The 26,009-nt window shown below is 53.7% G+C and carries 22 protein-coding genes; 9 read left to right on the forward strand and 13 right to left on the reverse strand.

Features of this window, described 5'->3' with window-relative positions:
* Positions 1–47: 47 nt before the first annotated feature.
* The 4 genes from AC6I8B_RS22005 to AC6I8B_RS22020 all read right to left on the reverse strand — a co-directional run bounded on the left by AC6I8B_RS22005 (position 48) and on the right by AC6I8B_RS22020 (position 6,180).
* Positions 48–3,092: an efflux RND transporter permease subunit gene (locus AC6I8B_RS22005; RefSeq protein WP_497817793.1), complete on the reverse strand. Its 3,045-nt coding sequence runs from the start codon at positions 3,090–3,092 to the stop codon at positions 48–50.
* Positions 3,089–4,222, reverse strand: a complete 1,134-nt coding sequence (locus tag AC6I8B_RS22010; RefSeq protein ID WP_475010308.1) for an efflux RND transporter periplasmic adaptor subunit — start codon at positions 4,220–4,222, stop codon at positions 3,089–3,091. Before AC6I8B_RS22010 ends, AC6I8B_RS22005 begins: the two co-directional genes overlap by 4 nt.
* A 93-nt stretch (positions 4,223–4,315) precedes the next feature.
* Complete coding sequence (locus tag AC6I8B_RS22015; RefSeq protein ID WP_033770228.1) at positions 4,316–5,485, reverse strand: sensor histidine kinase; 1,170 nt, start codon at positions 5,483–5,485, stop codon at positions 4,316–4,318.
* A complete protein-coding gene (locus tag AC6I8B_RS22020; protein WP_010256840.1) occupies positions 5,482–6,180 on the reverse strand; it encodes a response regulator in 699 nt (232 codons plus the stop codon). Before AC6I8B_RS22020 ends, AC6I8B_RS22015 begins: the two co-directional genes overlap by 4 nt.
* A gap of 129 nt (positions 6,181–6,309) precedes the next feature.
* Between AC6I8B_RS22020 and AC6I8B_RS22025 the strand changes: the two genes are divergently transcribed.
* From AC6I8B_RS22025 to AC6I8B_RS22035, 3 genes are all read left to right on the forward strand, one after another.
* Complete coding sequence (locus AC6I8B_RS22025; RefSeq protein ID WP_497816583.1) at positions 6,310–7,095, forward strand: MipA/OmpV family protein; 786 nt, start codon at positions 6,310–6,312, stop codon at positions 7,093–7,095.
* Between the two features lie 8 nt (positions 7,096–7,103).
* On the forward strand, positions 7,104–7,226 hold the full coding sequence (locus tag AC6I8B_RS22030; protein ID WP_254920079.1) for a hypothetical protein: 123 nt from the start codon (positions 7,104–7,106) through the stop codon (positions 7,224–7,226).
* 330 nt (positions 7,227–7,556) lie between these two features.
* Positions 7,557–8,507: an Rpn family recombination-promoting nuclease/putative transposase gene (locus AC6I8B_RS22035; RefSeq protein ID WP_497816584.1), complete on the forward strand. Its 951-nt coding sequence runs from the start codon at positions 7,557–7,559 to the stop codon at positions 8,505–8,507.
* Positions 8,508–8,621: 114 nt separating this feature from the next.
* Here AC6I8B_RS22035 and AC6I8B_RS22040 read toward each other — a convergent pair whose 3' ends face one another.
* The 4 genes from AC6I8B_RS22040 to AC6I8B_RS22055 form a co-directional block, all read right to left on the reverse strand.
* Positions 8,622–9,500 carry an ROK family protein gene (locus AC6I8B_RS22040; RefSeq protein WP_010256830.1) on the reverse strand — a complete coding sequence of 293 codons (879 nt, stop codon included), beginning with the start codon at positions 9,498–9,500 and terminating at the stop codon, positions 8,622–8,624.
* Positions 9,501–9,741: 241 nt separating this feature from the next.
* Complete coding sequence (gene fabF / locus AC6I8B_RS22045) at positions 9,742–11,025, reverse strand: beta-ketoacyl-ACP synthase II (protein WP_497817794.1); 1,284 nt, start codon at positions 11,023–11,025, stop codon at positions 9,742–9,744.
* 237 nt (positions 11,026–11,262) lie between these two features.
* Positions 11,263–11,877 carry a TetR/AcrR family transcriptional regulator gene (locus tag AC6I8B_RS22050; RefSeq protein ID WP_497816585.1) on the reverse strand — a complete coding sequence of 205 codons (615 nt, stop codon included), beginning with the start codon at positions 11,875–11,877 and terminating at the stop codon, positions 11,263–11,265.
* Positions 11,878–12,021: 144 nt separating this feature from the next.
* Complete coding sequence (locus AC6I8B_RS22055; RefSeq protein WP_064689854.1) at positions 12,022–13,980, reverse strand: sigma-54-dependent Fis family transcriptional regulator; 1,959 nt, start codon at positions 13,978–13,980, stop codon at positions 12,022–12,024.
* A gap of 189 nt (positions 13,981–14,169) precedes the next feature.
* Between AC6I8B_RS22055 and AC6I8B_RS22060 the strand changes: the two genes are divergently transcribed.
* The 6 genes from AC6I8B_RS22060 to AC6I8B_RS22085 all read left to right on the forward strand — a co-directional run bounded on the left by AC6I8B_RS22060 (position 14,170) and on the right by AC6I8B_RS22085 (position 19,939).
* Positions 14,170–15,633: a sugar porter family MFS transporter gene (locus AC6I8B_RS22060; RefSeq protein WP_497817795.1), complete on the forward strand. Its 1,464-nt coding sequence runs from the start codon at positions 14,170–14,172 to the stop codon at positions 15,631–15,633.
* Entirely contained in the window at positions 15,630–16,643 is a 1,014-nt protein-coding gene (locus tag AC6I8B_RS22065) for a Gfo/Idh/MocA family oxidoreductase (RefSeq protein WP_497817796.1), read from the forward strand. Before AC6I8B_RS22060 ends, AC6I8B_RS22065 begins: the two co-directional genes overlap by 4 nt.
* Positions 16,643–17,422 carry a TIM barrel protein gene (locus AC6I8B_RS22070; RefSeq protein ID WP_497816587.1) on the forward strand — a complete coding sequence of 260 codons (780 nt, stop codon included), beginning with the start codon at positions 16,643–16,645 and terminating at the stop codon, positions 17,420–17,422. Before AC6I8B_RS22065 ends, AC6I8B_RS22070 begins: the two co-directional genes overlap by 1 nt.
* A 68-nt stretch (positions 17,423–17,490) precedes the next feature.
* Positions 17,491–18,411, forward strand: coding sequence for a substrate-binding domain-containing protein (locus tag AC6I8B_RS22075; RefSeq protein WP_010256805.1), 921 nt, complete (start codon positions 17,491–17,493; stop codon positions 18,409–18,411).
* A 200-nt stretch (positions 18,412–18,611) separates the two neighbouring features.
* Positions 18,612–19,445: a winged helix-turn-helix domain-containing protein gene (locus AC6I8B_RS22080; protein WP_497817797.1), complete on the forward strand. Its 834-nt coding sequence runs from the start codon at positions 18,612–18,614 to the stop codon at positions 19,443–19,445.
* Positions 19,442–19,939: a FidL-like protein gene (locus AC6I8B_RS22085; protein WP_022624196.1), complete on the forward strand. Its 498-nt coding sequence runs from the start codon at positions 19,442–19,444 to the stop codon at positions 19,937–19,939. The genes AC6I8B_RS22080 and AC6I8B_RS22085 overlap by 4 nt, the downstream gene beginning before the upstream one ends.
* A 112-nt stretch (positions 19,940–20,051) precedes the next feature.
* Here AC6I8B_RS22085 and AC6I8B_RS22090 read toward each other — a convergent pair whose 3' ends face one another.
* Genes AC6I8B_RS22090 through AC6I8B_RS22110 form a run of 5 tightly spaced genes read right to left on the reverse strand, consistent with a single transcriptional unit; the run spans position 20,052 to position 25,983 of the window.
* A complete protein-coding gene (locus tag AC6I8B_RS22090; protein WP_010256796.1) occupies positions 20,052–20,486 on the reverse strand; it encodes a DcrB-related protein in 435 nt (144 codons plus the stop codon).
* The gene (locus AC6I8B_RS22095; protein WP_033786428.1) at positions 20,479–22,662 is read right to left on the reverse strand and encodes a peptidase domain-containing ABC transporter; all 2,184 of its coding nucleotides are present in this window, start codon (positions 22,660–22,662) and stop codon (positions 20,479–20,481) included. The genes AC6I8B_RS22090 and AC6I8B_RS22095 overlap by 8 nt, the downstream gene beginning before the upstream one ends.
* A 16-nt stretch (positions 22,663–22,678) precedes the next feature.
* Complete coding sequence (locus AC6I8B_RS22100) at positions 22,679–23,938, reverse strand: HlyD family secretion protein (protein WP_497817798.1); 1,260 nt, start codon at positions 23,936–23,938, stop codon at positions 22,679–22,681.
* Positions 23,939–23,963: 25 nt separating this feature from the next.
* Positions 23,964–25,286, reverse strand: a complete 1,323-nt coding sequence (locus AC6I8B_RS22105) for a TolC family outer membrane protein (RefSeq protein WP_010256785.1) — start codon at positions 25,284–25,286, stop codon at positions 23,964–23,966.
* Between the two features lie 34 nt (positions 25,287–25,320).
* Complete coding sequence (locus AC6I8B_RS22110; protein WP_157354283.1) at positions 25,321–25,983, reverse strand: response regulator; 663 nt, start codon at positions 25,981–25,983, stop codon at positions 25,321–25,323.
* Between the last annotated feature and the right edge of the window lie 26 nt (positions 25,984–26,009).

Raw genomic sequence — 26,009 nt, forward strand, 5'->3', positions numbered from 1 at the left:
TTTCCGGCGATCCCGCCGTTCTCAGCACGGGATCGCCGGGTGTTGTTTTAACGTGAGCCGCGCTGCATCAACAGACTTAACGCGGCGGGCAGCACCGTGAGCGTTACCAGCGTACCGCTGATCAGACCGCCAATAATCGCCAGTGCCATGGGCCCCCAGAAAACCTGATGGGCGATGGGGATCATGCCGAGTATTGCCGCACAGGCGGTCAGCAGAATGGGACGTGCACGGTGATGGGCAGCCTGCCGGATTGCCTCACCCGCGGACAATCCGGCCCGGCTATTCGCATCGACTTCACTGATCATGATCACCGCGTTGCGGATGATGATCCCCGCCAGGGCAATAATCCCCAGCAGCGCCACGAACCCCAGCGGTGTGCCAGCCGGCAGCATTGCGGATACGATGCCGGGCAGGCCAAACGGTGCCATGCTCAGTGCCAGCAGCATGCCGGAGAAACGTTGCAGCTGAATCATCAGCAAGACCAGCATGACGCAGATCGTCACCGGCAGCAGAGCAAACACTGAACCGTTGCCTTTATCCGATTCGGCTGCCACGCCACCTTCTTCAATACCGTATCCGGCCGGCAGCGAGGCGCGCAGGGCGGCGACGGCTGGTGCGAGCTGCTGCGAGACCTGTTCAGCCCGCTGACCGGGCGCAATATCGGTCTGTACGGTGATGTAAGCCAGCCGCTGACGTCGCCATATTACCGGGTCATCCACTCCCCAGTTCAGGGTTGCTACCTGTCGCAATGGGATTTTCTGTCCGCTGGCATTGGTGATCATCAATCCTGCCAGTGTGTCAGTGTCCTGCCGCTCCGGGTCATTGCTGCGCAGCACGACGTCGATCAGGCGGTTACGATCGCGCAGGGTGGTCACCACGCTGCCGGACATCAGAGTATTCAGCGCGGTGGCTATCGTTTCGGAAGAGAGTCCGGCTGCGCGGGCTGCAGTCTGGTTCACCGCCAGCGTCATGACCCGTTCTGGCTCTCCGGCGGTAAGATTGACCTCGCGAGTCAGCGGTGAGCGGGCGATCAGCGCCGCCAGCCGATCGGCTGCCTGCCGCACCCTGGCATTATCCGGGCCGGTGATGCGATATTTCAGCGGCCAGCCGACCGGTGGCCCCAGCTCCAGCGGCGATACCCGGGTAGTGATATCACTGAAATCCACCGCCAGCTTCTGCTCCAGCCTTCTGCGCAGCCGATCGCGTGCCGCCAGATCTTTCGCCACCACCACCAGCTGCGCGATGTTTTCATTATCCAGCAGCACATCCATCGGCAGATAAAAGCGTATCGCGCCCGAGCCAACGTAGCTGGTGTAGTTCGCCACATCCCGATCGTTGCGCAGCATCTGTTCCAGTTGTGCGGTTCGGCGGGTGGTTTCAGCCTGGGCTGCACTGGCGGGAAGCGTCAGGCTGACCAGCAGCTCGGGGCGATCCGACGCAGGGAAAAATTCACCCTGCATAAAAGTGGTGGCGTAAAGGCTGACCAGCAGCACCGCCATCGCTGTGCCAATCGTCACCAGCCGGTGACGCAGAATCACCTCCAGTAGCCGGTGATAGCTGCGCGTCAGCACGCCCGGCGGCTTATCGGCCTTGATGTGCCTGGCCGACAGCAGCCAGCAGCCGGTGAGCGGAGAGAAGATGACCGCGACGACCCACGAGCAGAGCAGCGCCAGGGTAATCACCACAAACAATGAGTAGCAATACTCTCCGGCACTGGAGGCGGCGAACCCGACCGGAATGAACCCGGCGATCATTACCAGCGTACCGGTCAGCATCGGAAATGCGGTGGTTTTAAACGCATAGGTGGCGGCCTGCCACTTGCTGTCGCCCGCTTCCAGTCGCGCCACCATTGCCTCGACGGTGATCATGGCATCATCCACCAGCAGCCCCAGCGCGATGATTAGTGCGCCAAGCGAGATGCGCTGGAGTCCGATGCCTGCCATTAACATGCCGGTAAAGGTCATTGCCAGTACCAGCGGGATCGCCGCCGCAACGACCAGACCGGCACGCAGTCCCAGTGAGACAAAGGAGACGGCTAACACGATGACGACCGCTTCTCCCAGTATCCGGACAAAGCCGCTGACCGCGTTTTTCACCACGGAAGACTGGTCGGCCACGCGGGTCATAGTAATACCGTGCGGTAACTGACTGGCCAGCATCTGCATGCGCTGACTGAGTTGCTGACCGAAATCGAGCATGTTGCCGCTGCCGGCCATGGAGATCGCCAGCCCGATAGCCGGAACGCCGTTAACTCTAAACGTCGGCGCCGGAGGTTCGGCAGGTTGCAGGCTGATGGTGGCCAGATCGGTCAGCGGAATAAAACGCTCACCGATATGCAGGGTAATCGCCCGCAGATTTTCAACCGAAGTCAGGGTGCCGCTGACCCGCAGCGCAATATTCTCGCGGGCGGTACGCAGGCTGCCCGCCGGGACGACATCGTTCTGAGCTTTAATGGCGTCGCTGACCTGCTGTAAATCGAGCCCCATGCCGTTCAGCTTGCGCGGCGAAAAGGCGATAACCACCTGCTGCTCCTGTACACCCAACAGGCTGGTTTTACCAATGTCGGGCAGGCTGGCCAGATTGCGACGCAGGTTATCGACCCGGTCGCGTAGCTCTCTGGCGGTAAAACCCTCTGCCGTGAAGCCATAAATGGTGCCGAAGGTGTCGTCAAATTCATCGTTAACGGCCGGACCCTGCACGCCCTGTGGCAGTGAAGGGGCAACATCCTGCATCTTTTTACGCAGCTGGTACCAGATGCCGGCCACCTGAGAGGGCGGCGTGTCATCGCGCAGGTTGACATAGATGACGGTTTGTCCGGCACGGGTTTCGCTCTCAACCGCATCCAGCGACGGGATCTCCTGCACCTTCTGTTCCAGTACGTCAGTGAGCAGTTGCACCGTGGTGTTCACATCAGCGCCTGGCCATTGGGCTGATATTACGGCGGTTTTGATAGTAAACGCCGGGTCTTCATTGCGTGACAGATGTTCATAGCTCAGCACACCCGCCGCCATGACCAGCAGCATGAAAAAGATCACCAGTTGCTGATGCGCCAGCGCCCAGCCGGAGAGGTTAAAGCCAGACGTTTTTTTCATGGAGCCTCCTGCGAAAGCGCCACTTTTTCGCCAGGCTGCAGGGTGCTGACGCCGGCGGTGACGACGCGCTCTCCCGGCTTGATCCCGGCAGTGACGAAGATTTGCTGCGCGTTAAAGCGGGCCAGCACTACCGGACGAAGCTGCAGGCGTGACGCCGCATCAACGACCAGCAGCGCGGGTTTGTCTGCGGAGCGGGTCAGGGCGCTGGCGGGCAGGGCGATGACCGGCGGCTGCGCATCGGGAAGGGTGACAATGACTGTGGCACCGGGAGCCATCGCCTCAGGCGGCTGATTCAGTGAGATGCGCAGCCGCCATGTGCGGGTCTGCGGATCGGCCTGCGGGCTGATGTCACGCACTGTGCCACTGGCCTGCACGCCGGGATCGGCGAGCAGCGTCACTTTCAGCGGTGTCCGATCATCAGGATGCAGCAGCGCAGGCGTTGTCAGGTCAAACACCGCATCGCGTGCATCCCCTGCTGCCAGCGTCATCACATTTTGTCCGGCGCTGACCACCTGACCTGGCTGAACCGTGATGGCGGTGATCCGGCCTGCTGCAGGCGCAGTCAGCTGAGTCCAGCTGAGGTTATCCTGGGCATTTTTCAGAGCCGCTTCGCTGCTGTGACGGCGGGACTGTGCGCTCTGCCAGTCCGCCTGGGCGCTGTCCAGCTGGCTGCGGGCGATGGCCCCTCCGGGCATCAGCAGCCGCATCCGATGCAGGTTAAGCGCGGCGACCCGTTCGGCGGCGCGTGCGCTGTCGAGATCGGCCCGTGCGCTGCTTAGCTGATTGCGTGACTGATCATTTTCCAGCGCTGCCAGCGATTGCCCGGCGCTGACGCGATCGCCCAGCTCAACCGCACGGCTCACCACCCGGCCATCCAGTCTGAAGGCTAGCGCGACCTCTTCATGAGCGCGGATTTCGCCAGTCAGCACCAGCGATGCATCACTGCTGAGCGGTGGAGCAATCACCGATTTAACCGGGCGGAGCGGGGCGGCAGGCGGAGCAGAACTATTGTCCCGGCAACCGGTCATGATGAATACCCCGAGCAGCACGAAGATGATCGGCGCAAAGATGTGAATACCGAAGAGATGACGCCACACCTGGCGGGCAGCATCCGATAAGAAGTCTGTCATAACCGGGTTCCTTTAATGAGTTGTGCTCATTGAACCCGGCATGTGTCCAGAAACGTTCCATGAACCATCAAGAAATGGTCAAGCCAGAACAATTTATCTCGTCGGCAGCGTTATCCCGATCAGCAGACCGCCGTCGGCGGGCAGTGTGGCGTGAAGCGACCCGCCGTGCGCCTCGACAATCGCTTTGGCAATCGACAGTCCCAGACCGCTGCCGCCGGAGTGGCGGGCGCGTGAGGAGTCAGCGCGGGTAAAGCGGTCAAACAATTGCGGCAGGAAGTCCGGCTCCACACCCTGACCATAATCGCGGAAGGTCATTATGATCGCCTGATCGTTCTGGCTGGCCGTGATCAGCAACGCGCCACCGTCGGCAGCGTAGCGCATTGCATTCTCACAGATGATGGTCACTACCTGGCCCAGCCGGAAGGTATCGGCATACAGCCGCAGATCGTTGGGTGATGTCACGCTGATGGCAATCCCCGCCTGTTCTGCCTGCGGCAGAAGCCAGCCGGAGCGCTCGCGCAGTAACTCGCTGAGATTAAACCACTCGCGGTTCAGGGTAAGCTGCCCGGCATCCGCCAGCGACAAGAGATGCAGTTCGTCTGTCAGGCGACTGAGCTGCGTCAGTTGCTTCATGATCATTGCCAGCTGTTGCGGTTCGGCAGGAAAGACGCCATCCAGAATCCCCTGCAGGCGGCCCATCGCCGCCGTAAGTGGCGAGCGAAGCTCATGCGCCATTGCCACATGCGAGGTGCGCAGCTCACGCTCGTAACGCGCCAGCTGCTGCGTCATCTGATTAAAATCTTCAGTAAAACGTACCAGCTCCTGTGGGGCTTCTTTTACGATTACCGCCGATCGGCCAAATTCGCCTTTTGAAACCGCTCGCGCCGCGGTAGCCAGCTGGCTGAACTGCGCCGACAGCGGACGGGCGAAACGCAGCGCCATCAGCACCATAAACGGAATCGTTACCACGACCAGCACGATCACGGTAAGCCAGTCCGACGAGGCCAGCGACGGATCGGAGAAGTTGATGCCCCACCACTGGTCCATAATCTGATGAAAGCGCACAGGATCGCTGGCAGGGTGGTGGCGCAACCGGGTGAACTCATCCAGCAGCGCGGGCGGCATCCGATAATAGACCCAGTACGCTTGCACTGCGAAGCGCAGCCACATACAGATGGCAATGAGCACCACGCTGCCAATCGCCAGAAACAGCACCCGGATGCAGATCCAGCGCCACAATGAAGTATGCGTATCGTTCTTCATGGCTGTCTGAACCGGTAACCGACGCTGCGCACTGCCGGTAAGACATCAGAGATGCCCGCGGCTTCCAGTTTGCGACGCAGGTTATAGACGTGGGTATCGACCACCCGCTCAAGCGCATCGCTTTCCGGCAGACAGTGCTCCAGCAGAAACAGGCGGGTAAACGGACGCGTCGGAGCGCGCATCAGGGTGACCAACAGGGAAAATTCGGTCGGTGTCAGATCGAGGCGGCGCGGTGAAGCACTGTCGCTATCGACCACTGCGGTGAGCGCCACCGGGTCCACCACTAAACCCGCCCAGCGCAGGGTTTCTGCCGCGGGCACCTGACTCTGCTGGCTACGGCGCAGTACTGCCTGAACGCGCGCCACCACTTCGCCCGGATGATAGGGTTTGACCACGTAGTCATCCGCGCCATAGCGCAGTGCGCCGATGCGGTCCGGCGCATCACCCATCGCGGTTACCATGATCACCGGGGTATCGTCACGACGTCGCAGCGCTGCCAGCACTTCAGTGCCATTCATGCCGGGCAGCATGATATCCAGCAGGATCAGATCGGGCTGCCAGCGTCTGGCGGCATCCAGCCCGCCTGGCCCATCACCGGCAATCATGACCTCATAATTTTCACGTTTCAGGTAGGCCTCAAGTACGCCCGCCGCATCAGCATCATCTTCAATAATCAGTACACGTTTTGACTGCATTTTCGGATCACCTTGACTGTTTCTTCATAAATCCCTGGTCGTTAATTGACACTCGCCTCGCATACTCCGGCCATTGACGCGGCTCTGAACCCCTCAGCTCCGCACCTGATGTGATAATGAGGAAACGTGATGATAACCGGAAAAATAACGCTGCACATGGTCTGTTTTTCGCTGGGATTCAGTGCCGCGACTGCCATGGCTGATGAGACTACGCCGCCGCCAAGCGTCACGCTGGGCATTGCAGGTATCAATGCACCACGCTATAGCGGCGCCGATAAGCAGCACTGGCAGCTGATGCCGGTGATCCAGGCACGCGACGGGGCCTTCTTTTTAGACTCACAGAAAGGCATTGGCTATGACCTGCAGGCAGATAATGGACTGTATCTGGAACATACGCTGGGCTACGGGCTGGGCCGTTCTGACCAGAATTCATCCTGGCGAGATGGGGATGACCGGCTCAGAGGCATGGGGAACATCGACGCAACGATGAACACCGCGCTGGCGCTGGGATGGTCGGTAACGCCGTGGGTGGTGCTGGAGGGCAAAGCGACGCTGCCATTAAGTGATAGTCAGGGTGTGCAGTACCGGACTTCCGTAACCCTGATCCCCTGGCAGACCAGTGACGATACCGTGGCACTGCAGGTGGCGGGACTGTTTGGCGACGGGCGTTATATGAATACCTGGTATGGCGTTAACAGCAAGCAAAGTGCGCGCAGCGGATTTGAACGCTATAACGCCGCGGGTGGATTTTATGGCACCGACACCAGCCTGACCTGGAGCCATCAGTTCACACCCGCCTGGGCTGCCAGTGTGATCGGTGACTACAGCTGGCTGGATAAGCATGCTTCAGATAGCCCCATCGTTGCACGGCACAACGGCGCATCGGCCACCCTGGCATTGAGCTACACCTTCTGAATGGCACCATGAAGAAAAGTGAGATGCGCAGCCACCGTCTTTTGCTTGCGGCACTGATTCTGTTGTATGTCGTGGTCTATACCCTGACAGGCGTGGCGCTTAGCCTGTTGGATGCGCCGGGACGAGGATAGGGAGCGGGCGGTATAAACAGCGTGATCGGGCTGGTTATGCCGTAACTTAATTAGAAAATTAACTTTTCGTAAAGCGGTTCAGACATTAATGGTCAGCGTTAGAAGTTTCGGGTACATCCGGATGTTTTAATTATCGCTATATAAATTGATTAAGGTTGTTAATTTAGATCGCGTCGTAATCCATCTTGCTAATGAATTTTTTAAAAGAGCATTGGTGCAGTTAATCTATATAGATTGGGCAAGATTTAAATATTATAAATTAAAATCTTATCTATTAAGATAGCCTCTTCGCTGTGGTAGCAGCGTATGGAATTTACAGGGGCTGAACTGATGAAAAATAAAAATAGTGTTACACCTCATGATGCTACTTTTCGACAGTTTCTTACGCATCCGGATGTTGCCAGAGATTTTATGCAAATCCACCTTCCGGAGAAATTGCTTAAAATCTGCGATCTCACCACACTGAAGCTTGAGTCCGGATCATTTGTTGAAGACGATTTGCGTCAATACTTTAGTGACGTTTTGTATAGTCTCAGAACCTCAACCGGTGACGGATATATTCATGTTCTGATAGAACACCAATCCACCCCTGACAGGCATATGGCATTCCGCCTGATACGGAATGCGGTAGCCGCTATGCAGCGCCACCTTGAAGCTGGCCATAAAAAACTGCCTTTAGTCATACCTGTACTGTTCTATACCGGTAAGCGCACTCCCTATCCGTGGTCGACCCGCTGGTTCGACGAATTTGATGATCCGGTAGTGGCGGAAAGCCTTTATAGAGGCGCCTTCCCGCTGGTGGACATTACGGTCATCCCGGATGATGAGATCATGACTCATCGCAGTATGGCCGCCCTGACGCTTTTGCAGAAACATATTCATCAACGCGACATTGCAAGCCTGACTGACCATCTGGTCACGCTACTCATGGCCGATTATCTTTCTTCACCCCAGGTGATGACGCTGATACACTATTTACTGCAGGCTGGTGAGTCAGCTGACTACGAAGCTTTCGTTCGCGAACTGGCACAGCGGGTGCCACAACACGGAGACGCACTGATGACCATCGCACAGCAGCTTGAACAAAAAGGGATCGAAAAAGGTCGCGCAGAAGGTATCGAGCTTGGTGAACGGCGTGGTATTGAGAAAGGTCGTACTGAAGGGCAGCGTGAAGCTACCCTGAAAATTGCGCGCACTATGCTACAAAACGGCCTTGATCGTAAAACTGTCATAGAAATGACCGGCCTGACGTCAGACGATTTGGCGCAAATACGACACTAATATAAACAAGAGTAAACCCGGTCATGACCGGGTTATCGTTTTGAATACCGCACCAGATAAATCATCATAATTATCAGAAAGGTGTAACCTGCATACGTCCTGAACTACAAGCCATTATTTGTCTGGCTGACGCTGCAGGAAATTCCAGGTTGCGCCCAACATGCCGGAGTCGTTGCCGTAGGTCGCGGTATCAATGCGGATATCAAGATCATATTTTGCCAGTTGCTCTGCCAGTTCCTCGAGGAACGGTTCCCGCTCGGTAATTCCACCACCGATAAATATCATCTGCGGATCGAACACGCTGAAGAGGTTATATAAGCAGGCTGCAAGATCCTGGTAGAATTTATTCACCACCTGCTGCGCGGCTTCTTCTTTGCGATCGTATGCGTCAAAGACATCTTTACCCGTGACGTCGTCGGAAGATTTTTCGATGAGCTGGCTGTAATTCTCCCGAAGCGCCGTCATGGTACAACTCTGGCTCATGGTATGGCGTTCAATATTGCTGCTGGTGGGGCGCGAAGTCAGCAGACAGCCAAACTCGCCCGCGCGGTTACGACCGCCCCGGATCAGCGCGCCGTTGCAGAAGGCCGCTCCGCCTAATCCTGTGCCGATAGTTAACATCAGAAAATCACTGAGTTTTTTTGCTTTGCCCAGCCACTGTTCAGCCAGTAAGGCGCAGTGGGCGTCATTTTCGACCGTGGCAGGCAGTGAGGTTTTTTCCGTCAGCCACTGGCTCAGATGAAACTGGTCGAAGTCCCGAATGGTGCCACCCATGGCGATATATCCAGCTTCTGCATCAATATAACCGGGCGTGCTGACGGCGATGCCAGCACAGCCGGGATTTTTCTCCAGCCAGGCCAGGATCTCATCAAGTATTTTGTCGCGTGAATTATGGGAAATATCAGCACTCTCACTGGTCAGAATATTTCCCTGCTCATCAATCACGCCCATTTTTAAAGAGGTACCACCAATATCGAAAGCTGCAATCTTCATTAACGTTCTCTGAGGTTGTTTTCATCCGATTAATTGTAGTGCTGAAAGAAAAAGGGCAGGAGGTCTGGCGGAGGCAATTTTGTCAGGAAAGGTACAGATTTATAAAGCGAGTGTTGTACAGAGGGTGTTTTGATAAACCCCGGCACACAGGGAACAGCTGTGCATGATTTTTAAGGACGTCCGATGTATTACCCGCGCTGAGAGGGTGTCTGGCAGCGCGGGCTTAATCGTCACTCTGAAGTCATTGCCACTTACGCAACAGGAGACTGGCGTTGACGCCGCCAAAACCAAAACCGTTCGACATGGCATAAGTCAGCGCCGTGGGACGTGCATTGAGCGCCACCAGGTCAAGATTGCCTGCGGCTTCATCGGGATGATGGAGGTTCAGCGTCGGCGGAATAAGCTGCTGCCGCAGCGCCATCAGGGTGAATATCGCCTCAACGCCGCCTGCCGCACCCAGCAGATGGCCGGTGGCGGATTTCGTTGAGGCGATCGCGACCTGCGAATCATCGCCAAACACTGCACGAATAGCCGCCAGCTCACCGTGATCGCCAACCTGAGTTGAGGTTGCGTGTGCGTTGATATGCTGGACGTCTTCCGGGCTGATGCCCGCCTGACGCAGGGCGGTTCTCATCGCCCGCGCAGCCCCGCTGCCATCCTCCGGACCCGCGGTTAAGTGGTATGCATCGGCGCTGGTGCCATAGCCGACAATCTCCGCCAGCGGCGTCGCACCGCGTGCTTCGGCATGAGCCAGCGACTCAATCACCAGCAGGCCTGCACCTTCGGCCATCACAAAGCCGTTTCTGTCACGATCAAACGGACGTGAGGCATGGTGCGGCTGATCTTCATAGCCCACACATAGCGCACGTGCAGCCGCGAAACAGCCCAGCGTGACGCGATCCAGCGCCGCTTCTGTGCCGCCACAGATAGCAATGTCCGCTTCACCGCTTCTTATTAACCTTGCGGCGTCACCAATCGCCTGAACTCCCGCCGCACAGGCGGTAACGGGCGCACCCAGCGGGCCGGTGAAGCCGTGTTTGATCGAGACATGACCCGCGGCCATGTTGGCCAGAAACGAAGGTGCTGTAAAGGGTGAGAGCCTGCGCGGGCCGCGTGCATCGGTGGTGCGCACCGCGTCGGCAATGGCACCAAAGCCGCCGACGCCTGAAGCAATAATCGTCGCGGTACGTTCACGCGTCGCCTCATCTTCAGGATGCCAGGCTGCCTGATTCAGCGCTTCTTCTGCTGCCAGCAGCGCGAATTCTATAAAGCGCGACATCTTTTTACGCTCTTTCGGCGCAATGAACGCTTCGGGGTCGTAACCTGCCAGCGGATCTTCATCGATGCCCGGCACGCTGCCACCTACTGAAATACCGGTGCCAGCAGTAAGCGTATCGGGAAGGGTACGTATACCTGATTCTCCTGCCGTTAATCGCCGCCAGACGGTTTCAACGCCACAACCCAGTGGCGAAAAGATGCCCGCGCCGGTAATGACAATGCGTTGTGATGAGGCTAAGTGACTCATTGGATTACTCCCGTAGAGAGTCCGGACAGTGATTGAAATGCTGCCGCAGACAATGGATACACGCCTTGAGCGCGGAAGGTGAGACCCTGCGTAGAATAGTGCGATGGATGAACGCAGGGATGGAATAGAGCAGAGAGAGATAAGCTTAGCAGCATCAGAATCCTGAGCGATAACCAGACAGAGTGCTATCGTTGCTCTTGTGACTAAATAAGTCAATAGTCACATCATGCGCAATGTTCAGGGCGCAAGGCTACGTAACACCAGCGCTGCCAGTTGTGCAGAGGCTTCTTCAGCGTCATCAAGGCTGTACTGCAGCAGTACCGGACTGGCGTAGGGTTTGATCACCCGATAGATTGCCTCCGCCGCTTCGTCAGCCGGGGTTTTACGTTCAAACTCACCGGATTCACGCCCCCGGCGCAGGATCTGCTGAATCAGGCTGAGCAGTCGTTCTTCATGCGCCATCGCCGACGGCCAGCGGTCACGCGACGCGACGGCAGCAATATCATAGAGTTTACGTTCATGAAAAAAGAGTTCAGTGCCGGTGACGGAAAGCGTGCGGAACAGTCGCCGCAGTTGTTCCGATGCTCCAGGCGCATCGGCGATAGCGACTTCGACGTGCTGCATAATCATCGCAAGCCGGGTGGAGCAGATCACTTCGCCAATCGCCTGTTTTGATTCAAAAAATTTGTAGATATACGCTTTGGAAAAGCCGATAGCACGGGCGAGATCGGAGACGGTGGTTTTTTCGTAACCATAATGCGCGAAGTGCTGCATGGCAGCATCGACAATCTGGTCACGCACATTGTGCCCGGCCGGGCCGCGTGTGCCTTTTTCCGTTACGGATTGAGTCATTGTCAGAACCTGGCAGATCAAAGGTGGGTGAAAAAATTCAGTGACCACTGTTAGGGGTGGTCACATTTTAGGCCCTGTTGCGATCAAAAGCCATGTTTTGAACGGGCTGAATGTATGCTGGTGTTGCTGAGTGCCACCAGCCGGTTATTGGCGCAGCGTATCTATAGAAATATTCCACTGATTGAGCTTGTTATAGAGCGCCGTGCGAGAAATGCCCAGCAGCTTAGCGGACTGCCGCAGATTACCCCCCTGCGCGCGAAGGGTCTGCAGGATGCAGGCTCGTTCATTATCCTGCAACAGGCTGCTGGCCGCTGGTCTGTTTTCGGCTGCGCGCGTCACCATCGCTGGCGGCAAATCGGCAAGGTCGATGATGCTGCTCTGGCAAAGATTAACGATCCGCTCGACCAGATTTTCCAGCTCGCGCACGTTGCCGGGCCAGTGCCATGCCTGCAGGGCGTTCATTGCTTCAATGCTCACCTGCGGAGGCGTTTTATTCAGCCGCTGACACAGGGCGTGAATGAAGGTATTCACCAGATCAGGAATGTCGCTCTGGCGTTCACGCAGGGCAGGGATGGTCAGGGAGATAACATTGAGGCGATAGAACAGGTCACGGCGGAAAGCACCCTGTTCCACTGCACTGAGCAGATCGCAATGGGTTGCCGCCACGATGCGGACATCCACTTTCAGCGGATGCGCCGCTCCGATGCGCAGCACCTCACTCTCCTGCAGCACGCGCAGCAGGCTGGTCTGTGCCTCCAGTGGCATCTCACCAATTTCATCCAGAAACAGCGTGCCACCGTCGGCCAGCTCAAATTTACCTGCCGAACCGCCGCGCCGTGAGCCGGTGAACGCGCCATCGACGTAGCCGAATAGCTCACTCTGCACCAGGTCACGCGGCAGTGCGCCGCAGTTAACCGCGACAAAGGACTCATGCGCCCGGCTGCTGGCATTGTGGATCGCCTGAGCAAACAGCTCTTTACCGGTTCCGCTTTCACCGGTCAGCAGGACGGTACTGTCACTGCGACTGCTGGCGCGGGCATCCTGAAGAGCCTTCTGCAGCGTGGGTGCCTGACCACGAATCATCTCAAAGGTATAGCTGGCGCTGACGCCGAGCACACGACGGGTAATGGCACGGATGCGCTGATTTTCCCGCAGCGACAGGATGCGACCGCCGTCCGGTGCCGGCATCAGCGAGACCAGGCATGAAACACTGGGTCTGCCATCGGGGCGGAACACCATCTCGCGGTCATTACAGCAGGGCAGTGTGAGCAATGAACCGGACTGGGGCTGCAGCACCTGATCGATCAGGGCGTTGTCGGTATCAATACCGGCAAAGATCTGACGAGCGTAGCGATTCAGGGTTTTGATGCGTCCGTCGCGGTCGCAGACCACAACGCCCTCATTCAGGGTCTCCAGTATCGACTGCTGCTCGGCCAGCAGACGGCGTAAGGTGAGTTGCTGGCCAATTGCCTCTGCGGCAGCCTGCACGGTGCCCAGCGTATGGGCACTGAAATTGTCAGGCGTGGCGGTCAGCGTCAGTACGCCGGTCATACGACCGCTGGCATCACGGATAGGAGCTGCGGCGCACTGCCGGTTACGTTCACGCAGCGCGATTTTCCAGTTTTCTCCGCTGAGTACATAGACCAGCCGCTGCTCTCGCAGGCAGCGCGCGGTGCAGTTGGTGCCGAGCACCTCCTCACGCAGGATGCTGCCGACCGGAGTCAGGTCGCTGCCGCAAAAACTCAGTACGATGCCTTGCGCATCTGTAAGATTGATATGACCGTCGGGATTGTAAGCCAGCAGGTTCTCCATCACGCTATGCGCCACAGTAATCAGCTCACTGTTATGACGCAGAACGGCGGCCAGCTCCGTTGGATCGGAGGCACTGTACTCAAAAGATACCGGATCGATGCCATGTTCGTGCGAGCGGTTCCATGACTGCAAAATACTGCGGCGGATCCAGCGCGGCTGTTCACCCTGGCTAAATGCCTGCCAGCCCCGGGCAAACCGAGCTTCCCACTGTGCCGCATCACCGCCTTCCGGCAGGCTGAATATGGCATCGCTCTCTTCTTTATTAGGCAGCAAATCATGCAGAGATTGCATTTCACTCTCCCGTGGTCGATGGAATGTCCATTTTAATGACATGTTAAGTTGACATGTAAATTTTATTTTCAATCAGGACGCGCCATCTGCGAGCGCGTTCACATAAAAGCCCGCTTTAAAACTGGCATCCACTTTGCAACGCTGACACTAACTCTCACCTGTCAAAAACAATGGGAAAGTTAAGGTGTTATGCGTAAACATAATCTGAAGTTGTTGCTGTTCATCTGTTCCATCGCCTCATTGAGCGGGGTGATCCTCGGTTATGACGCCTCAGTGATTTCCGGCGTTATTGAGCCATTGACGGAACACCTCGCACTAACGCCGTGGCAAAGTGGATGGGCTGTTTCAAATGTCATCCTCGGCTGTATCATCGGCGCTGGCTGTGTCGGCTCGATCTCAGATCGGATCGGGCGTAAACCTACACTGGTGATCACCGCGCTGTTGTTTGCCGTGTCTGCGGTGGGTTCTGCGCTGGCAGATTCACTAACCGGTTTTGTGATTTACCGACTGGTGGGTGGCCTGGCGGTCGGGATGGCGTCGGCAATTACGCCGCTCTATATCGCAGAGGTCTCACCTAAGGACTGGCGAGGGCGCATGCTTGGGCTGCAGCAGATGCTGATGGTTGGCGGTCAGGTCACGGTCTATGTGGTGAACTACCTGATTGCACGCGGTATGCCCCATGCCTGGATAGTCAGTGAAGGCTGGCGCTGGATGCTGGCGTCGGGTGTGGTGCCTTGCCTGCTGTTTCTGGCACTGGTGCCCTTTATGCCGGAATCACCACGCTGGCTGGCGTTAAACGGCAAGCGTGAACGCGCGCTGGCAGTGCTGACCCAGCTTTCGACGCCTGAACATGCGCGGCGTCTGCTGGCAGAAATCAGTGCGCCGGACGCGGATTCTGTTACCCGTCAGCAGGGAACCCGTCTGCTCCGCGACGCCAGAATGCGTTACATCCTGCTGATCGGCTGCGCGATTGCGATTCTGCAGCAGGTTTCGGGCATCAACATCCTGCTGTATTACGCACCGTCGCTGCTGCAGAACATCTCACCGGATACACAGACCTCCCTCTATCACAGCATTTTCCTCGGACTGGCGCTGCTGGTCGGAGTAGCGTTTTGTCTGAACGCAGTGGATCGCTGGGGACGGACGCGTCTGCTGCGCTGGGGAGCGCTGGGTTGCGCTGTCAGCCTGGTGATTACCGCCTGGGCCTTTATAGCGCAGATCGGTGGCCTGCTGCCGGTTGTGGGCCTGGTGGCGTTCGTACTGATTTTTGGTATGTCATGGAGTCTGGGTGCCTGGCTACTGATCTCTGAAATATTTCCCAACCGGATTCGTGCCGTCGCGATGGGCTACGCCTTTTCTTCGACGTATCTCGCCAATTTCATCGTTACTCAGACTTTCCCGATGATGAACCGTAGCCGTTTGCTGATGGATCACTTCCATGGTGCTTTTCCACTGATGCTCTGCGCCGCTGGCTGCCTGGTGGCCTTCTGGTTTGTAAAACGTTTTCTGCCTGAAACCCGAGGCATCTCACTGGAGCACATCGAGCCGCTGATGCTTTCAAAATCCCGTCGTTTTGCCGCCAAAGCGCAGGCGACATCCGGACACCCTATTCAGCCTGACTGGGCTGACAACAAAAAACAGGAGCAGTTATGAACCTTAAAACAGTACGAGTGGGATTGATCGGTGCTGGCCGCATGGGCAGTTTTCATGCAGAGAATCTGGCGCTGCGGGTGCCTGGGGCACGGCTGACAGCGGTCGCCGACCTGCAACCCGGCGCAGCGCAGCAACTGGCAGACCGGCTGGGGGTGGAGAAAGCCTATACCGATATCCAGGCGTTACTCAATGACAGCGAAATCGATGCCGTTGCTATTGCTACGCCGGCTCGCACTCACGCCGAACTGGTGATCGCTGCAGCCCGGGCTGGCAAGCACGTGTTTTGCGAAAAACCGATGGCGGTAACGCTGGATGAGGCAGATCGGGCTATTGCCGCCGCACAGGATGCGGGCGTTGTGTTGCAGGTCGGCTTCAATCGTCGATTCAGTGCAGGCTTCGCCGCAGCTATTGAAGCTGTCAGAGCAGGCACCAATGGCACCACCCAGCTAAGCCGTTCGGTGACACGCGACCCTGGCCTGCGCGATCCGGCCCCAATCCCGCAGTGGACCATCTTCCTTGAAACCTTAATCCATGACTTCGACACCCTGCTGCACTTCAATCCGGGTTCCCGGCCGGTTGAGGTCTATGCGCTGGCTGATGCGCTGGTGCGTCCCGATTTTAAAGATAAGGGATTACTTGATACCGCGGTGGTGACCATCCGCTTTGATAACGGTGCCATTGCCACTGCGGAAGCCAACTTCCAGGCAGTTTACGGTTATGACGTTCGCGGTGAGGTGTTTGGCAGTAAAGGTATGCTGCAGGCGGGCAACATCAATCAGGACAACTGTGTGCGCTATCACGCCGAGGGTATTGCCATCGCAACGTCTCGAATGGATACCGATCTGCTGCGTGAGGCCTATGTTGCTGAAATGGCAGAATTCGCCCGCGCGATTCTGCACGGTGACACGCCGCGCGCTACTGGCATTGATGCACGTAACGCGCTGGAAATTGCGCTGGCCTGTATTGAATCGGTGCAGCAACGCAAACCCATTCTGTTGGGAGAACGCTAATGGCCGGTTTTCAGCTTTCAGTCTGTGCGGAGATGGTGTTTCTCGAACTGCCTTTTATCGCGCGTGTTGAGCGGATTCATGCGCTGGGATTTGGCGTGGAGATCTGGAACTGGGCCAACAAAGATATCGACGCGCTGGTGGCGACAGGTGCGCGTTTTACCTCCATGACCGGCTACCTCAACGGTAACCTGACTGATGATGATGAGATTGCAGAGTTGCTGCATAGCGCAGAAACCTCACTGGCGATTGCAGATCGTCTGAACTGCCCGAGCCTGAATCTGCATGGCACCGGGCTGGATGCTCACGGCCAGGCGGTTCGTCCGGTTGAGGTGGTTACCGGTGAGATGTGGCTTAAAGCGGCCGACACCCTGCGGCGTGTCGCTGCGCTCGGCGAGCAGGCCGGGCGGGTATTTACTCTCGAAAACCTGAATCTGGCAGTTGATCATCCGGGTACACCGTTCGCACGGGCTGCCGATACGCTGGCGCTGGTCGAAGCGGTCAACAGCCCGGCACTGAAGATGAATCTGGACCTCTATCACGCCCAGATTGGAGAGGGCAACCTGATAGAGCTGATACGACGCTGCGGCCCCGCTATCGGTGAAATCCAGGTGGCTGATGTGCCGGGGCGCATGCAGCCTGGCACCGGGGAAATTAACTATCGCGCCATTGCCCGTGCGCTGGAGCAGGTCGGCTATTGCGGCGTCGTTGCGCTGGAGAGCTGGGCCGAAGGCGACAGCGAAACAGCCCTGGCACAGTTCCGCGATCACTTTACGTTGTGAGCTCTGCCGCCGGGTATTTGCCTGTTGCCCGGCGGTTCTATCAATAATAAACCCTACAGGATTACGCGATGAAAACCAAAATGTTAGCACTGCTGCTCAGCCTGATGATCAGCGTTACCGCCTGGGCTAAAACACCTAAAATCGGTGTCGCACTGGCTAATTTCGATCTTAACTTCGTATCGATTCTGCGGACGCAGATGGTGGATGAGATAAAAGCGCTGAAAATGGATGGGCAGTTCGTCGATGCCAAAGGGGATGTAGCTCTTCAGGTACAGCAGGTTGAAGACTTTATCAATCAGGGCGTGGATGCCATTATTCTCAACCCGGTCGATACACAGGGCGTACTGCCGATGGTGAAAGCGGCAGAAGCGGCGGGCATTCCGCTGGTGTTTGTTAACCGTAAACCGGAAGTGAAATTACCGTCCAGTATGGCCTATGTCGGTTCTGACTCTGCCCTGGGGGGTGAGATGCAGATGGAAGCGCTGGCAAAACAGATGAACTATCGGGGCAATGTCGCCATTTTAATGGGCGCATTATCAAATGAAGAAGCGCGGGAACGGACGCGTGCCGTTGAAGCGGTGATCGCTAAATATAAGCAGATGGCGGTAATCGAAAAACAGACTGCACGCTGGCAGCGTAATGAAGCGGTAGACGTAGTTTCGGGCTGGCTGCTTAATCAGCGACCGATCGATGCAATCGCCGCCAATAATGATGAAATGGCTATCGGGGCTATTATGGCGCTGAATCAGGCGAAAAACAGCCACATTCTGGTTGCCGGGATCGATGGCACGCCTGATGGTCAGCAGTTCGTCAAAAATGGAAAGATGACGCTGACTATTTTCCAGGATGCGAAAGGGCAGGCGACGGGCGCTGTGAAAGTCGTGAAAGCGTTACTGGATAAACAGAAAGTCGAATCACTGAACTGGATCCCCTATAAAACCATTACTCAAAGTAATTATGCGGAGTTTGCTGCCGCTAATCAGCCATAAAAATCGCCGCTAACCTTATGATTCTTTGTCGTTTCTTAAATTATTAACCAGCTGCCGGGCAGGGACGCACTCTGCCCGGCCCGTTCTGCTGGCTAATCTGTAAAAATTTCCTTAATCGCCTGATTAACGCGTCTGTAGTGCTTCTTCATATAAGCTGAATTATACTGTCGATAAATGAGCGGAAATTCAGTGATTTCTTAATGATTTACATAATCGATGATCAGGTTTCTTACAATTCTGATGACTGCACGCTTAGCCACATTCCTACTCAGGAGTCGCTGAGCCTCAGTATTTCTTCAGGTCGGCTTTTTGAACAGTTACTGAATTCCGGGGGAGAAATACTGGCGCGTGATACGTTGCTGACCGAGGTCTGGGATAAATATTGCCTGCGTGGATCGAATAGTAATCTGAATCAATATCTGAGTATTGTGCGCAGGGCACTCGCGGCTTATGGCTGTGAAAATCTGATTATCACCATCCCGAAAATTGGTATACGCCTGAATACCGATATTAAAATTGAACGTCAATCAGCCCCGGTCATGGGGGTGACGGAAGTTTTAACTGATGACATATCGGAAGGAAGTATAACTGAAGGGTCTGCTGAAAACGTTGTCCTGCCTGCCACTCCGCCTGGTAATCAGCTGCCAGCTACGTCCGTTAACGTCACCCGGCGATACTGGTTTGCTTCTGTTGCTCTGATAGTGCTGGGCATGGTGCTCTGGTATTTCACGGTATCTCGTCCTGACGAGCAAATTATTCCAATGAGTGCCATTAAACTTGAAGGTGGCTGCGAAGCAGTATTATTGCAGGGTCTGGATGAGGTTGAACGACAGGCATTGGGTAAGCAAATAGTGCAAATTCTAAGGGAAAATAATCAAACCTGCGATGCGGGTCACCGGATTATTTTTGATAAAAACACCTCTTTTACTACTAAGAATTTCGGAAGAACAATTCTTTCATCGTGTAAAATTAATAGCGATGGTCATATCATCTCATGCGACAATTTTTATTATCTTGACTGGAGAATGGGATGAAGCGGAGCATTGGTATTAATATTATCTTCATGCTGGCTGCGCTATTAATGGTGACTTTTGCAGGGGTTTATTACTTAACACATCAGGCCAAAGATTTTCCTTTTCGATGCTCAGCGTTTAGCCGTTACGATCTCAGTCGTAATGATGATAAACGAATTGAGTTCGCTGTTGCCCAGGATTTACGTTTTGATAAAAAGGATTCAGGCTATCTGTTGCTGAATGGGCAGGCAACGAGCAATGACGGTGTTACTATTCTTAACAGAAGGGTTGCATTAATCAATGGCGCTAAAATTTCCGATGATACTTACCGGTATCAGATCAGCAAAGTTGTCACTTCGAATACTGATACTACCCCTGATGTCATCTTTAATAAGTTGTTAGCAGAGATCACGCTGGATCCAACGCATCTGCAGTTGGATGTCGATAAGATTGATAAAAATACCTATATTATCGGTGGGCCGATCTCCTATCTCTTTACCTGCCAGCGTTACTAAGCTCTGTAAACGGCTAATTTAGCGGTGTTCAGAATGCATGAAACCGGGAAGGGTTTATCCTGCCCGGTTTTTCTTTTAACGTTATGTCGTCAGGCTTTGCTGAGGAAAAGTATCAGGGCCAGCTCTGGAAACTCTTCAGGATATTATTAAACAGCTGAATTTCTTCATCGGTCAGGGGGGCAGCCTTTGACAAAGAGAAAATTAATACATCCTCCAGGTTTAAGGTGAAAATCGCCTGCTTTTGATAAAGCCGGATATTATCCGGGCGCAGAAAATCATAAGTAATCATGATGCCTGTGCTCAGATTATCGCCCAACACCACGGGTTGATTTGCCTGCTGCTGCCAGTCTTTCATTTGTCTCTGCAGAATAGCAAGCTGACTGCTGATATATTCTTCTGGATTGTTGTGATTGGCCAGTTTATCACGAGAAATAGTGACGGGTGGCATCGCTGAACGGGGATCCGCCAGCGTGTTCAGGGTTCGCTCGCAGTAGCCTTCCGGTAAAGTAATCATACCTTCGCTAAACCGGCAAATATTTTTATCCATGTGTAATCTCCATTTCTTTAGTTTTTTCTGTCTGGCCAAATAACTGCTCTGCGGTAACTTCACTGAGCGTACCGTTATTTAACAGGACGATTTTATCTGCACTTCTTATGGTTTCCGGGCGATGTGCAATCATGATTCGGGTAATTTTCATTTGCTTTATTGCATTGTTGATCTGCGCTTCGTTATAGATATCCAGATGACTGGTTGCTTCGTCCAGTACCAGTATTTTTGGTTCGCGGTAGAGGGCGCGAGCTAGCAGAATACGCTGCAGCTGCCCGCCAGAGAGAAACGATCCCATATCACCGACAAGGCTTTGATAGTTCATCGGCATTTTCATGATATCGCCGTGAATTTGCGCCAGGCGTGCTACACGGGTAATTTTTGCGTGGTCAGGATTATTATCAAAGAAGCTAATATTTTCACTGATCGAGCCTGAGAACAGGATGTCATCCTGCATAACACAGCCGATACGGTTACGATGGTGTTCAAGTCCTGTCTGGGTAATGTCCATTCCGCCCACGGTGATTGTTCCACCTTCCGGGTGCAGCAGACCCAGAATGATTTTGGCCATGGTGGTCTTTCCCTGACCTGAAGGGCCGACAATCGCAACGCTTTCGCCAGCCTTAATTTCCAGACTGGCACCATTTACTACCCAGGGTTCGGTAGGTGCATAGCGGAAGCGGATATCCGTTAGTTTGATATCCTGCGGCGTTTCTGTCTCATCATGCGTATCTTTACTCACCAGTACCGGACTGGCTTCTGAGCTGACTTCAGTTTCTGACAACACGATATCGGCCAGTCGTTCACCATGCATACGCAGCATTCTGAAGTCGATTACGGCGTTGATCAGACCTGCACCGCGGCTCATAAACTGATCTGAGAAGCTAATAAAGGCGGTAAGCATACCTGCAGAGAAGTTGCCATCCAGTACTTGCAGCGCAGCCAGCCAGACCAGTACGACCCTGCCTACAGAAGTGAGCAATCCCTGGGCGGAACCAAACAAAATGTTAAGCTTCTGAATCACAATGCCTTTGTTGGTCGTATCCACCAGGAAATTCATGTAGGCGGAGAGACGAGGCACCTGCTTGTTATTGGTTTTTACCGCCTGGATACCGCGAAGCGTTTCCAGTAATGAAGATTGCGTGCGGGCTGAACTGATGATTTGCTCTTCGTTGGCGCGGCGAACAGGATCATAAGCCATGAAGCGTAACAGTGCATAGGCGACAAAAAGGCCAATTACCAGCCAGGCAAGCTTAGCGTTATAGATAAACAGCATCACTACTGTCACGATCGACATTACCCCATCCAGCACAGTACTAATGAAGCGGCTGGTCAGCGTACTTTGGATGGTGTTCAGCGAGCCATAGCGGGACAGAATGTCACCAACGTGACGGGATTCGAACCATTCAAGTGGCAGCTTTAACATATGGTGACAGACATTGACCGTCCACTGCACGCTGAGCTGGCTTGAGAACCAGCTCATCACCCATGAGCGCAGCGCTGTAATCATGGTCTGAAACAACGCAATCATGATAAAGCCGATCCCGAGCAAGGAGAGTAGTGAGTAATCTGCGGAGACCAGCACCATATCCATCACCCACTGCATAAAGAAGGGGGAGAGTACGCCGAAAAGCTCCAGAGCGATGGACAGGATAAGCACCTGGGCAAAGGCAGATTTCACCCCTGTCACACTGCCCACCAGCTTCATCATCGAGATGCTTTCTTTTTCTTTTTTGACCTCAAAAGTGGAGGAGGGAACCAGCTCCAGTGCAACGCCGGTGAACGCCGGTGATGCTTCTTTAAATGTCAGTTCCCGAATGCCGCGTGCAGGATCGTGAAGCGTGATCTTATTGCCGCGCACTTTTTTTAGCACAACGAAATGGTTCAATTCCCAGTGCAGAATGCAGGGCATGCGTAATTTAGACAGCTCTTCCATATCAACGCGTAACGCACGGGAACTCATATTGAGTTGTTGTGCCATGGCAATGACATCACTAAGGGTTGCACCCTTAAGCGACGTTGCGAACCTGCGACGCAGGGTGATCATGTCGATTTCATGACCGTGATAATTGGCAATCATCCCCAGACAAGCAAGACCACATTCCGTCGCCTGTGACTGACGAATCATCGGCAGGCGGTTAAACCATTTAAAATTGAGTTTCTCTAATAACAACACAGAACAGACCTTTTAATCAGAGAGAGATTTTGTGTCCAAGCGCAAAAATTGGCTCCAGCACCCATTCATAAAGACGACGTTTGTCGACGATAAAATCGGCATCCAGCGCCATACCCGGCTTGAGTTTTTCATTCTGCGCATAAGCAGTAATTGATTGTTTGTCCAGGGAGACCAGCACACGGTACTGCTGTTCCTGAATATTATTTTTGCCGGTTAACGTAGTGACTTCCTGAGGAGACAGAGCGGTGCGTGAAACCTCGATAACTTTTCCATACTGTTGACCAAACTTTTGATAAGGAAACGCTTTGTAGCGCAGCACCACCCGCTGTCCCGGTTGGATAAAACCAATGGACTGCGTGTTTACCATGATGCGGGCGACAAGTTCAGTATTGCTTGGCAAAACTGCTATGGCTGACTGACCGGCGGTGAGCATCTGTCCATTTTTGACCATAATCATGCCGACATATCCGCTTTTAGGCGCACGTAATTCAAACGAGCGGCGCGCTTCATTTTCAGCCATCGACTGCCGGTTATCAGCCAGTTGGCGCTCGATATCGTTACGCTTTTTCTCGTCATCCAGCGGTTTTTCATGCAGCTGTTGCTCGGTCTGAACAATTTTTTGCGAGATGTCCAACAGCTGACGTTGATATTCCTGGTAGCGCGCCTGGCTATCGAGCAGATTAGACTCCTGCTCTTCCATCTGACGGCTTGAGGCATACCCTTCGTTGTGCATGGCTTCCAGCTTGTCCAACTGCATTTTCGCCAGGGAAACCTGTTTCCGACGGTGTGTCAGTTGCAGCTTCAGCTGCTCCTGTTGCAGTTTCAGGCTGGCAATAGTGTCGGTCAGGCCCTTCATTTCAACCTGATGAAGCTTTTCAAGCGTCACCAGATCCTGCTGAAGCCTTTCACGCTGGCCTTTCAGATTCTCGGCAATAACCTGACGAGTCTGACCTAACTGTGTTGAAACCTCTGATGACAACACCATCAGCACATCGTCTTTTTCTACATGCTGGCCCTCTTTTATTGGAATATCGACCCCCGTGGCGCTTACGGGGGGCGGAATGATCAGCATGCCATTTTTAGGCAGAAGTTCTCCGGTAGAGGATTCATATTTTGTATAACTGCCAAATATAAAAAACAGCGCTGTCGCGGCAGTGATCAGCACTACAACGGAAATAACTAACCAGCGATAAGGTGGGCAATAGAGTGCCACAATGCCCAGGTTTCCACGGTTGGCTGCATCAAGTGCCTCCTGACGGAATAGTGACTGTTCCATTTATATAATCATCATGAGTAAGGGATTAACGGCACTGAAAAAAATTCAGCATGTCGATTGATAGTGATCCGGTACTTTGTGCCAGATTAATGAGGGCGTTCAGGTAATTGAAGCGAGCTTCAGCCTGATCTTTAAGTGCGCTAAAATATTTTTGCTGAGCATCAAGCTCATCATTTACCGTACGGAAACCCATTTCTCGGCCATATTGAACAGACACCACTTTTTCGCGTGAAGACTCGACGGCATTTTTCTGCGCGTTGATTAACGCTTTTCCATTCGTAAGACTAAGCCATGCTGAACGTGTATCTGTAGCCGCTTTGCGTTGTGCTTCCATGGTGGAATATTTTGCTGCCTGACGGCGATAGGCTGCTTCATAAGATTGTGAAATCTGGCTGCCACCCGCGAATAATGGAATAGAAACGTTAACGCCATACTGCAGATTATTACTTTTAGAGTTAGTGCCAAAAATAGCATCATAAAGTAAATTATCGTCGTTATCGTTACGGCTCCAGTTTTTGCCATATCTGGCGTAAAGTGACACGACAGGCATATGTGCGCCATCTGCAGCCAATACATCAGCATCGGCCTGATCATTCTGAAACAGGGCAATTTTGATTTCAGTGTTACGTTGCTGGCTGGCATTAATCGCATCAGTTAAAGAAGCGTAGGGCGAAGCGTTAAGGCACTGAAAGTTTACCGGCTCGACAGTGTCCGGGCTGACACCCGATAAGCGACGAAATGCTTCTCCAGCCAGCAATAACTGACTACTCGCCTCTATTTCTTTGGCCTGAGCAAGAGCGTAATTGGCCTTAGCTTCATCCAGCTCTGTACGGGTGTTTTGTCCATTCAGAATACCGGCCTGCAGTTTTTGCTGTTGTTGTTTGAAGTTGTGACTGGCAGCTTTCGCTGCCTGTAAAACTTCCTGCTGATAGAGCACCGAAAAGTAGGCATTACTGATCGCATTTAATAACTTTTCTTCAGCTTTTTTTGACTGGGCTTCAGCGGTATTTGCAATAGCAACGCCTTTACGCCAGCCAGCATATTTACTCATATCAAACAGGGGTTGTCTGACACTGAGATCGTAACTGTGATTTGTTACACCACTTTGATATTTTTTATCCGGCTGTTCCTGACGATCCCAGTTTCCTTCGAGCGTCAATGTGGGCAACATTCCGGCCATACCCTGCCAGTATTTTTGCTGATCGGCTTCACTGGTCATCTGGCTGGATTGCAATGCAGAGTCATAGGTTAATGCGGCTCGGGCAGCCTGCTGTAAGCTGGTCGCATAAGATCCAAATGGCACGCAGGACAGTACAATAAATGCAATTTTAAAATTATAAAATTTCATGATGCTCGCTGTTTCTTAAAAATTAAGCCCGAAATTAAATGAGTTGCTGGGCAAAGACATATTTAATCAAATCAGTATTAGACTGCAGCTGAAGTTTACGCATGGCGTTATATTTCTGCGTTGCAACCGTACTGATACTACGTTTACGTGCTTTAGCTATCTCCATTAAACTGTACCCGATAGCAAAAAGCCTGATTACTTCAACTTCTGCGGGTGATAAAAGAGTCTGTGCGGGCTCATCTGAAGCAGATTGCGCCAGATCTTTCATCTTTTCTGAATAAAATATTTCAGAATTCGATGAGCAAACCCAGTGCAAAGCTTCTACCAGATCCCGTATATCATCACGTTTGCTCACTATTGCATTTACCGGAATTTGCAATATTCTTTTCAGAATGGCCGGGCTATTCTGTGCCGTAAAGATAATGATTTTAAGGTTAGCGTTATGGTTGTAAATTTCTTCTAGCTTTCTAACGCCGTTCAAATCATTACGTTCAAAGTTAAAGCAAAAATCAGTAATTAATATATCAGGAGGATCGCTATTCAGTTTTACAAAAAGATTTTCTGCTTCTACCGGGTATGCTGCAATGTCCAGGTTGTGAAATCCGGTTGAGAGTATTTTTTGTATTGAATAAAAAATAAAAGGACTCTCATCAGAGACACCAACTTTAAACCTCCTTCCTTTTAATGGCCTATCCACTGATAAAATCCTTTCTCAGTTTATAA

It is taken from the genome of Pantoea sp. X-Soil-ISGK-285, assembly GCF_059730815.1.

What these genes read in the sequence shown, in the direction of transcription:
- AC6I8B_RS22005 (WP_497817793.1), bottom strand. Translation starts at nt 3,092, where the DNA reads ATGAAAAAAACGTCTGGCTTTAACCTCTCCGGCTGGGCGCTGGCGCAT.
- AC6I8B_RS22010 (WP_475010308.1), bottom strand. Translation starts at nt 4,222, where the DNA reads ATGACAGACTTCTTATCGGATGCTGCCCGCCAGGTGTGGCGTCATCTC.
- AC6I8B_RS22015 (WP_033770228.1), bottom strand. Translation starts at nt 5,485, where the DNA reads ATGAAGAACGATACGCATACTTCATTGTGGCGCTGGATCTGCATCCGG.
- AC6I8B_RS22020 (WP_010256840.1), bottom strand. Translation starts at nt 6,180, where the DNA reads ATGCAGTCAAAACGTGTACTGATTATTGAAGATGATGCTGATGCGGCG.
- AC6I8B_RS22025 (WP_497816583.1), top strand. Translation starts at nt 6,310, where the DNA reads ATGATAACCGGAAAAATAACGCTGCACATGGTCTGTTTTTCGCTGGGA.
- AC6I8B_RS22030 (WP_254920079.1), top strand. Translation starts at nt 7,104, where the DNA reads ATGAAGAAAAGTGAGATGCGCAGCCACCGTCTTTTGCTTGCGGCACTG.
- AC6I8B_RS22035 (WP_497816584.1), top strand. Translation starts at nt 7,557, where the DNA reads ATGAAAAATAAAAATAGTGTTACACCTCATGATGCTACTTTTCGACAG.
- AC6I8B_RS22040 (WP_010256830.1), bottom strand. Translation starts at nt 9,500, where the DNA reads ATGAAGATTGCAGCTTTCGATATTGGTGGTACCTCTTTAAAAATGGGC.
- fabF (WP_497817794.1), bottom strand. Translation starts at nt 11,025, where the DNA reads ATGAGTCACTTAGCCTCATCACAACGCATTGTCATTACCGGCGCGGGC.
- AC6I8B_RS22050 (WP_497816585.1), bottom strand. Translation starts at nt 11,877, where the DNA reads ATGACTCAATCCGTAACGGAAAAAGGCACACGCGGCCCGGCCGGGCAC.
- AC6I8B_RS22055 (WP_064689854.1), bottom strand. Translation starts at nt 13,980, where the DNA reads ATGCAATCTCTGCATGATTTGCTGCCTAATAAAGAAGAGAGCGATGCC.
- AC6I8B_RS22060 (WP_497817795.1), top strand. Translation starts at nt 14,170, where the DNA reads ATGCGTAAACATAATCTGAAGTTGTTGCTGTTCATCTGTTCCATCGCC.
- AC6I8B_RS22065 (WP_497817796.1), top strand. Translation starts at nt 15,630, where the DNA reads ATGAACCTTAAAACAGTACGAGTGGGATTGATCGGTGCTGGCCGCATG.
- AC6I8B_RS22070 (WP_497816587.1), top strand. Translation starts at nt 16,643, where the DNA reads ATGGCCGGTTTTCAGCTTTCAGTCTGTGCGGAGATGGTGTTTCTCGAA.
- AC6I8B_RS22075 (WP_010256805.1), top strand. Translation starts at nt 17,491, where the DNA reads ATGAAAACCAAAATGTTAGCACTGCTGCTCAGCCTGATGATCAGCGTT.
- AC6I8B_RS22080 (WP_497817797.1), top strand. Translation starts at nt 18,612, where the DNA reads ATGATTTACATAATCGATGATCAGGTTTCTTACAATTCTGATGACTGC.
- AC6I8B_RS22085 (WP_022624196.1), top strand. Translation starts at nt 19,442, where the DNA reads ATGAAGCGGAGCATTGGTATTAATATTATCTTCATGCTGGCTGCGCTA.
- AC6I8B_RS22090 (WP_010256796.1), bottom strand. Translation starts at nt 20,486, where the DNA reads ATGGATAAAAATATTTGCCGGTTTAGCGAAGGTATGATTACTTTACCG.
- AC6I8B_RS22100 (WP_497817798.1), bottom strand. Translation starts at nt 23,938, where the DNA reads ATGGAACAGTCACTATTCCGTCAGGAGGCACTTGATGCAGCCAACCGT.
- AC6I8B_RS22105 (WP_010256785.1), bottom strand. Translation starts at nt 25,286, where the DNA reads ATGAAATTTTATAATTTTAAAATTGCATTTATTGTACTGTCCTGCGTG.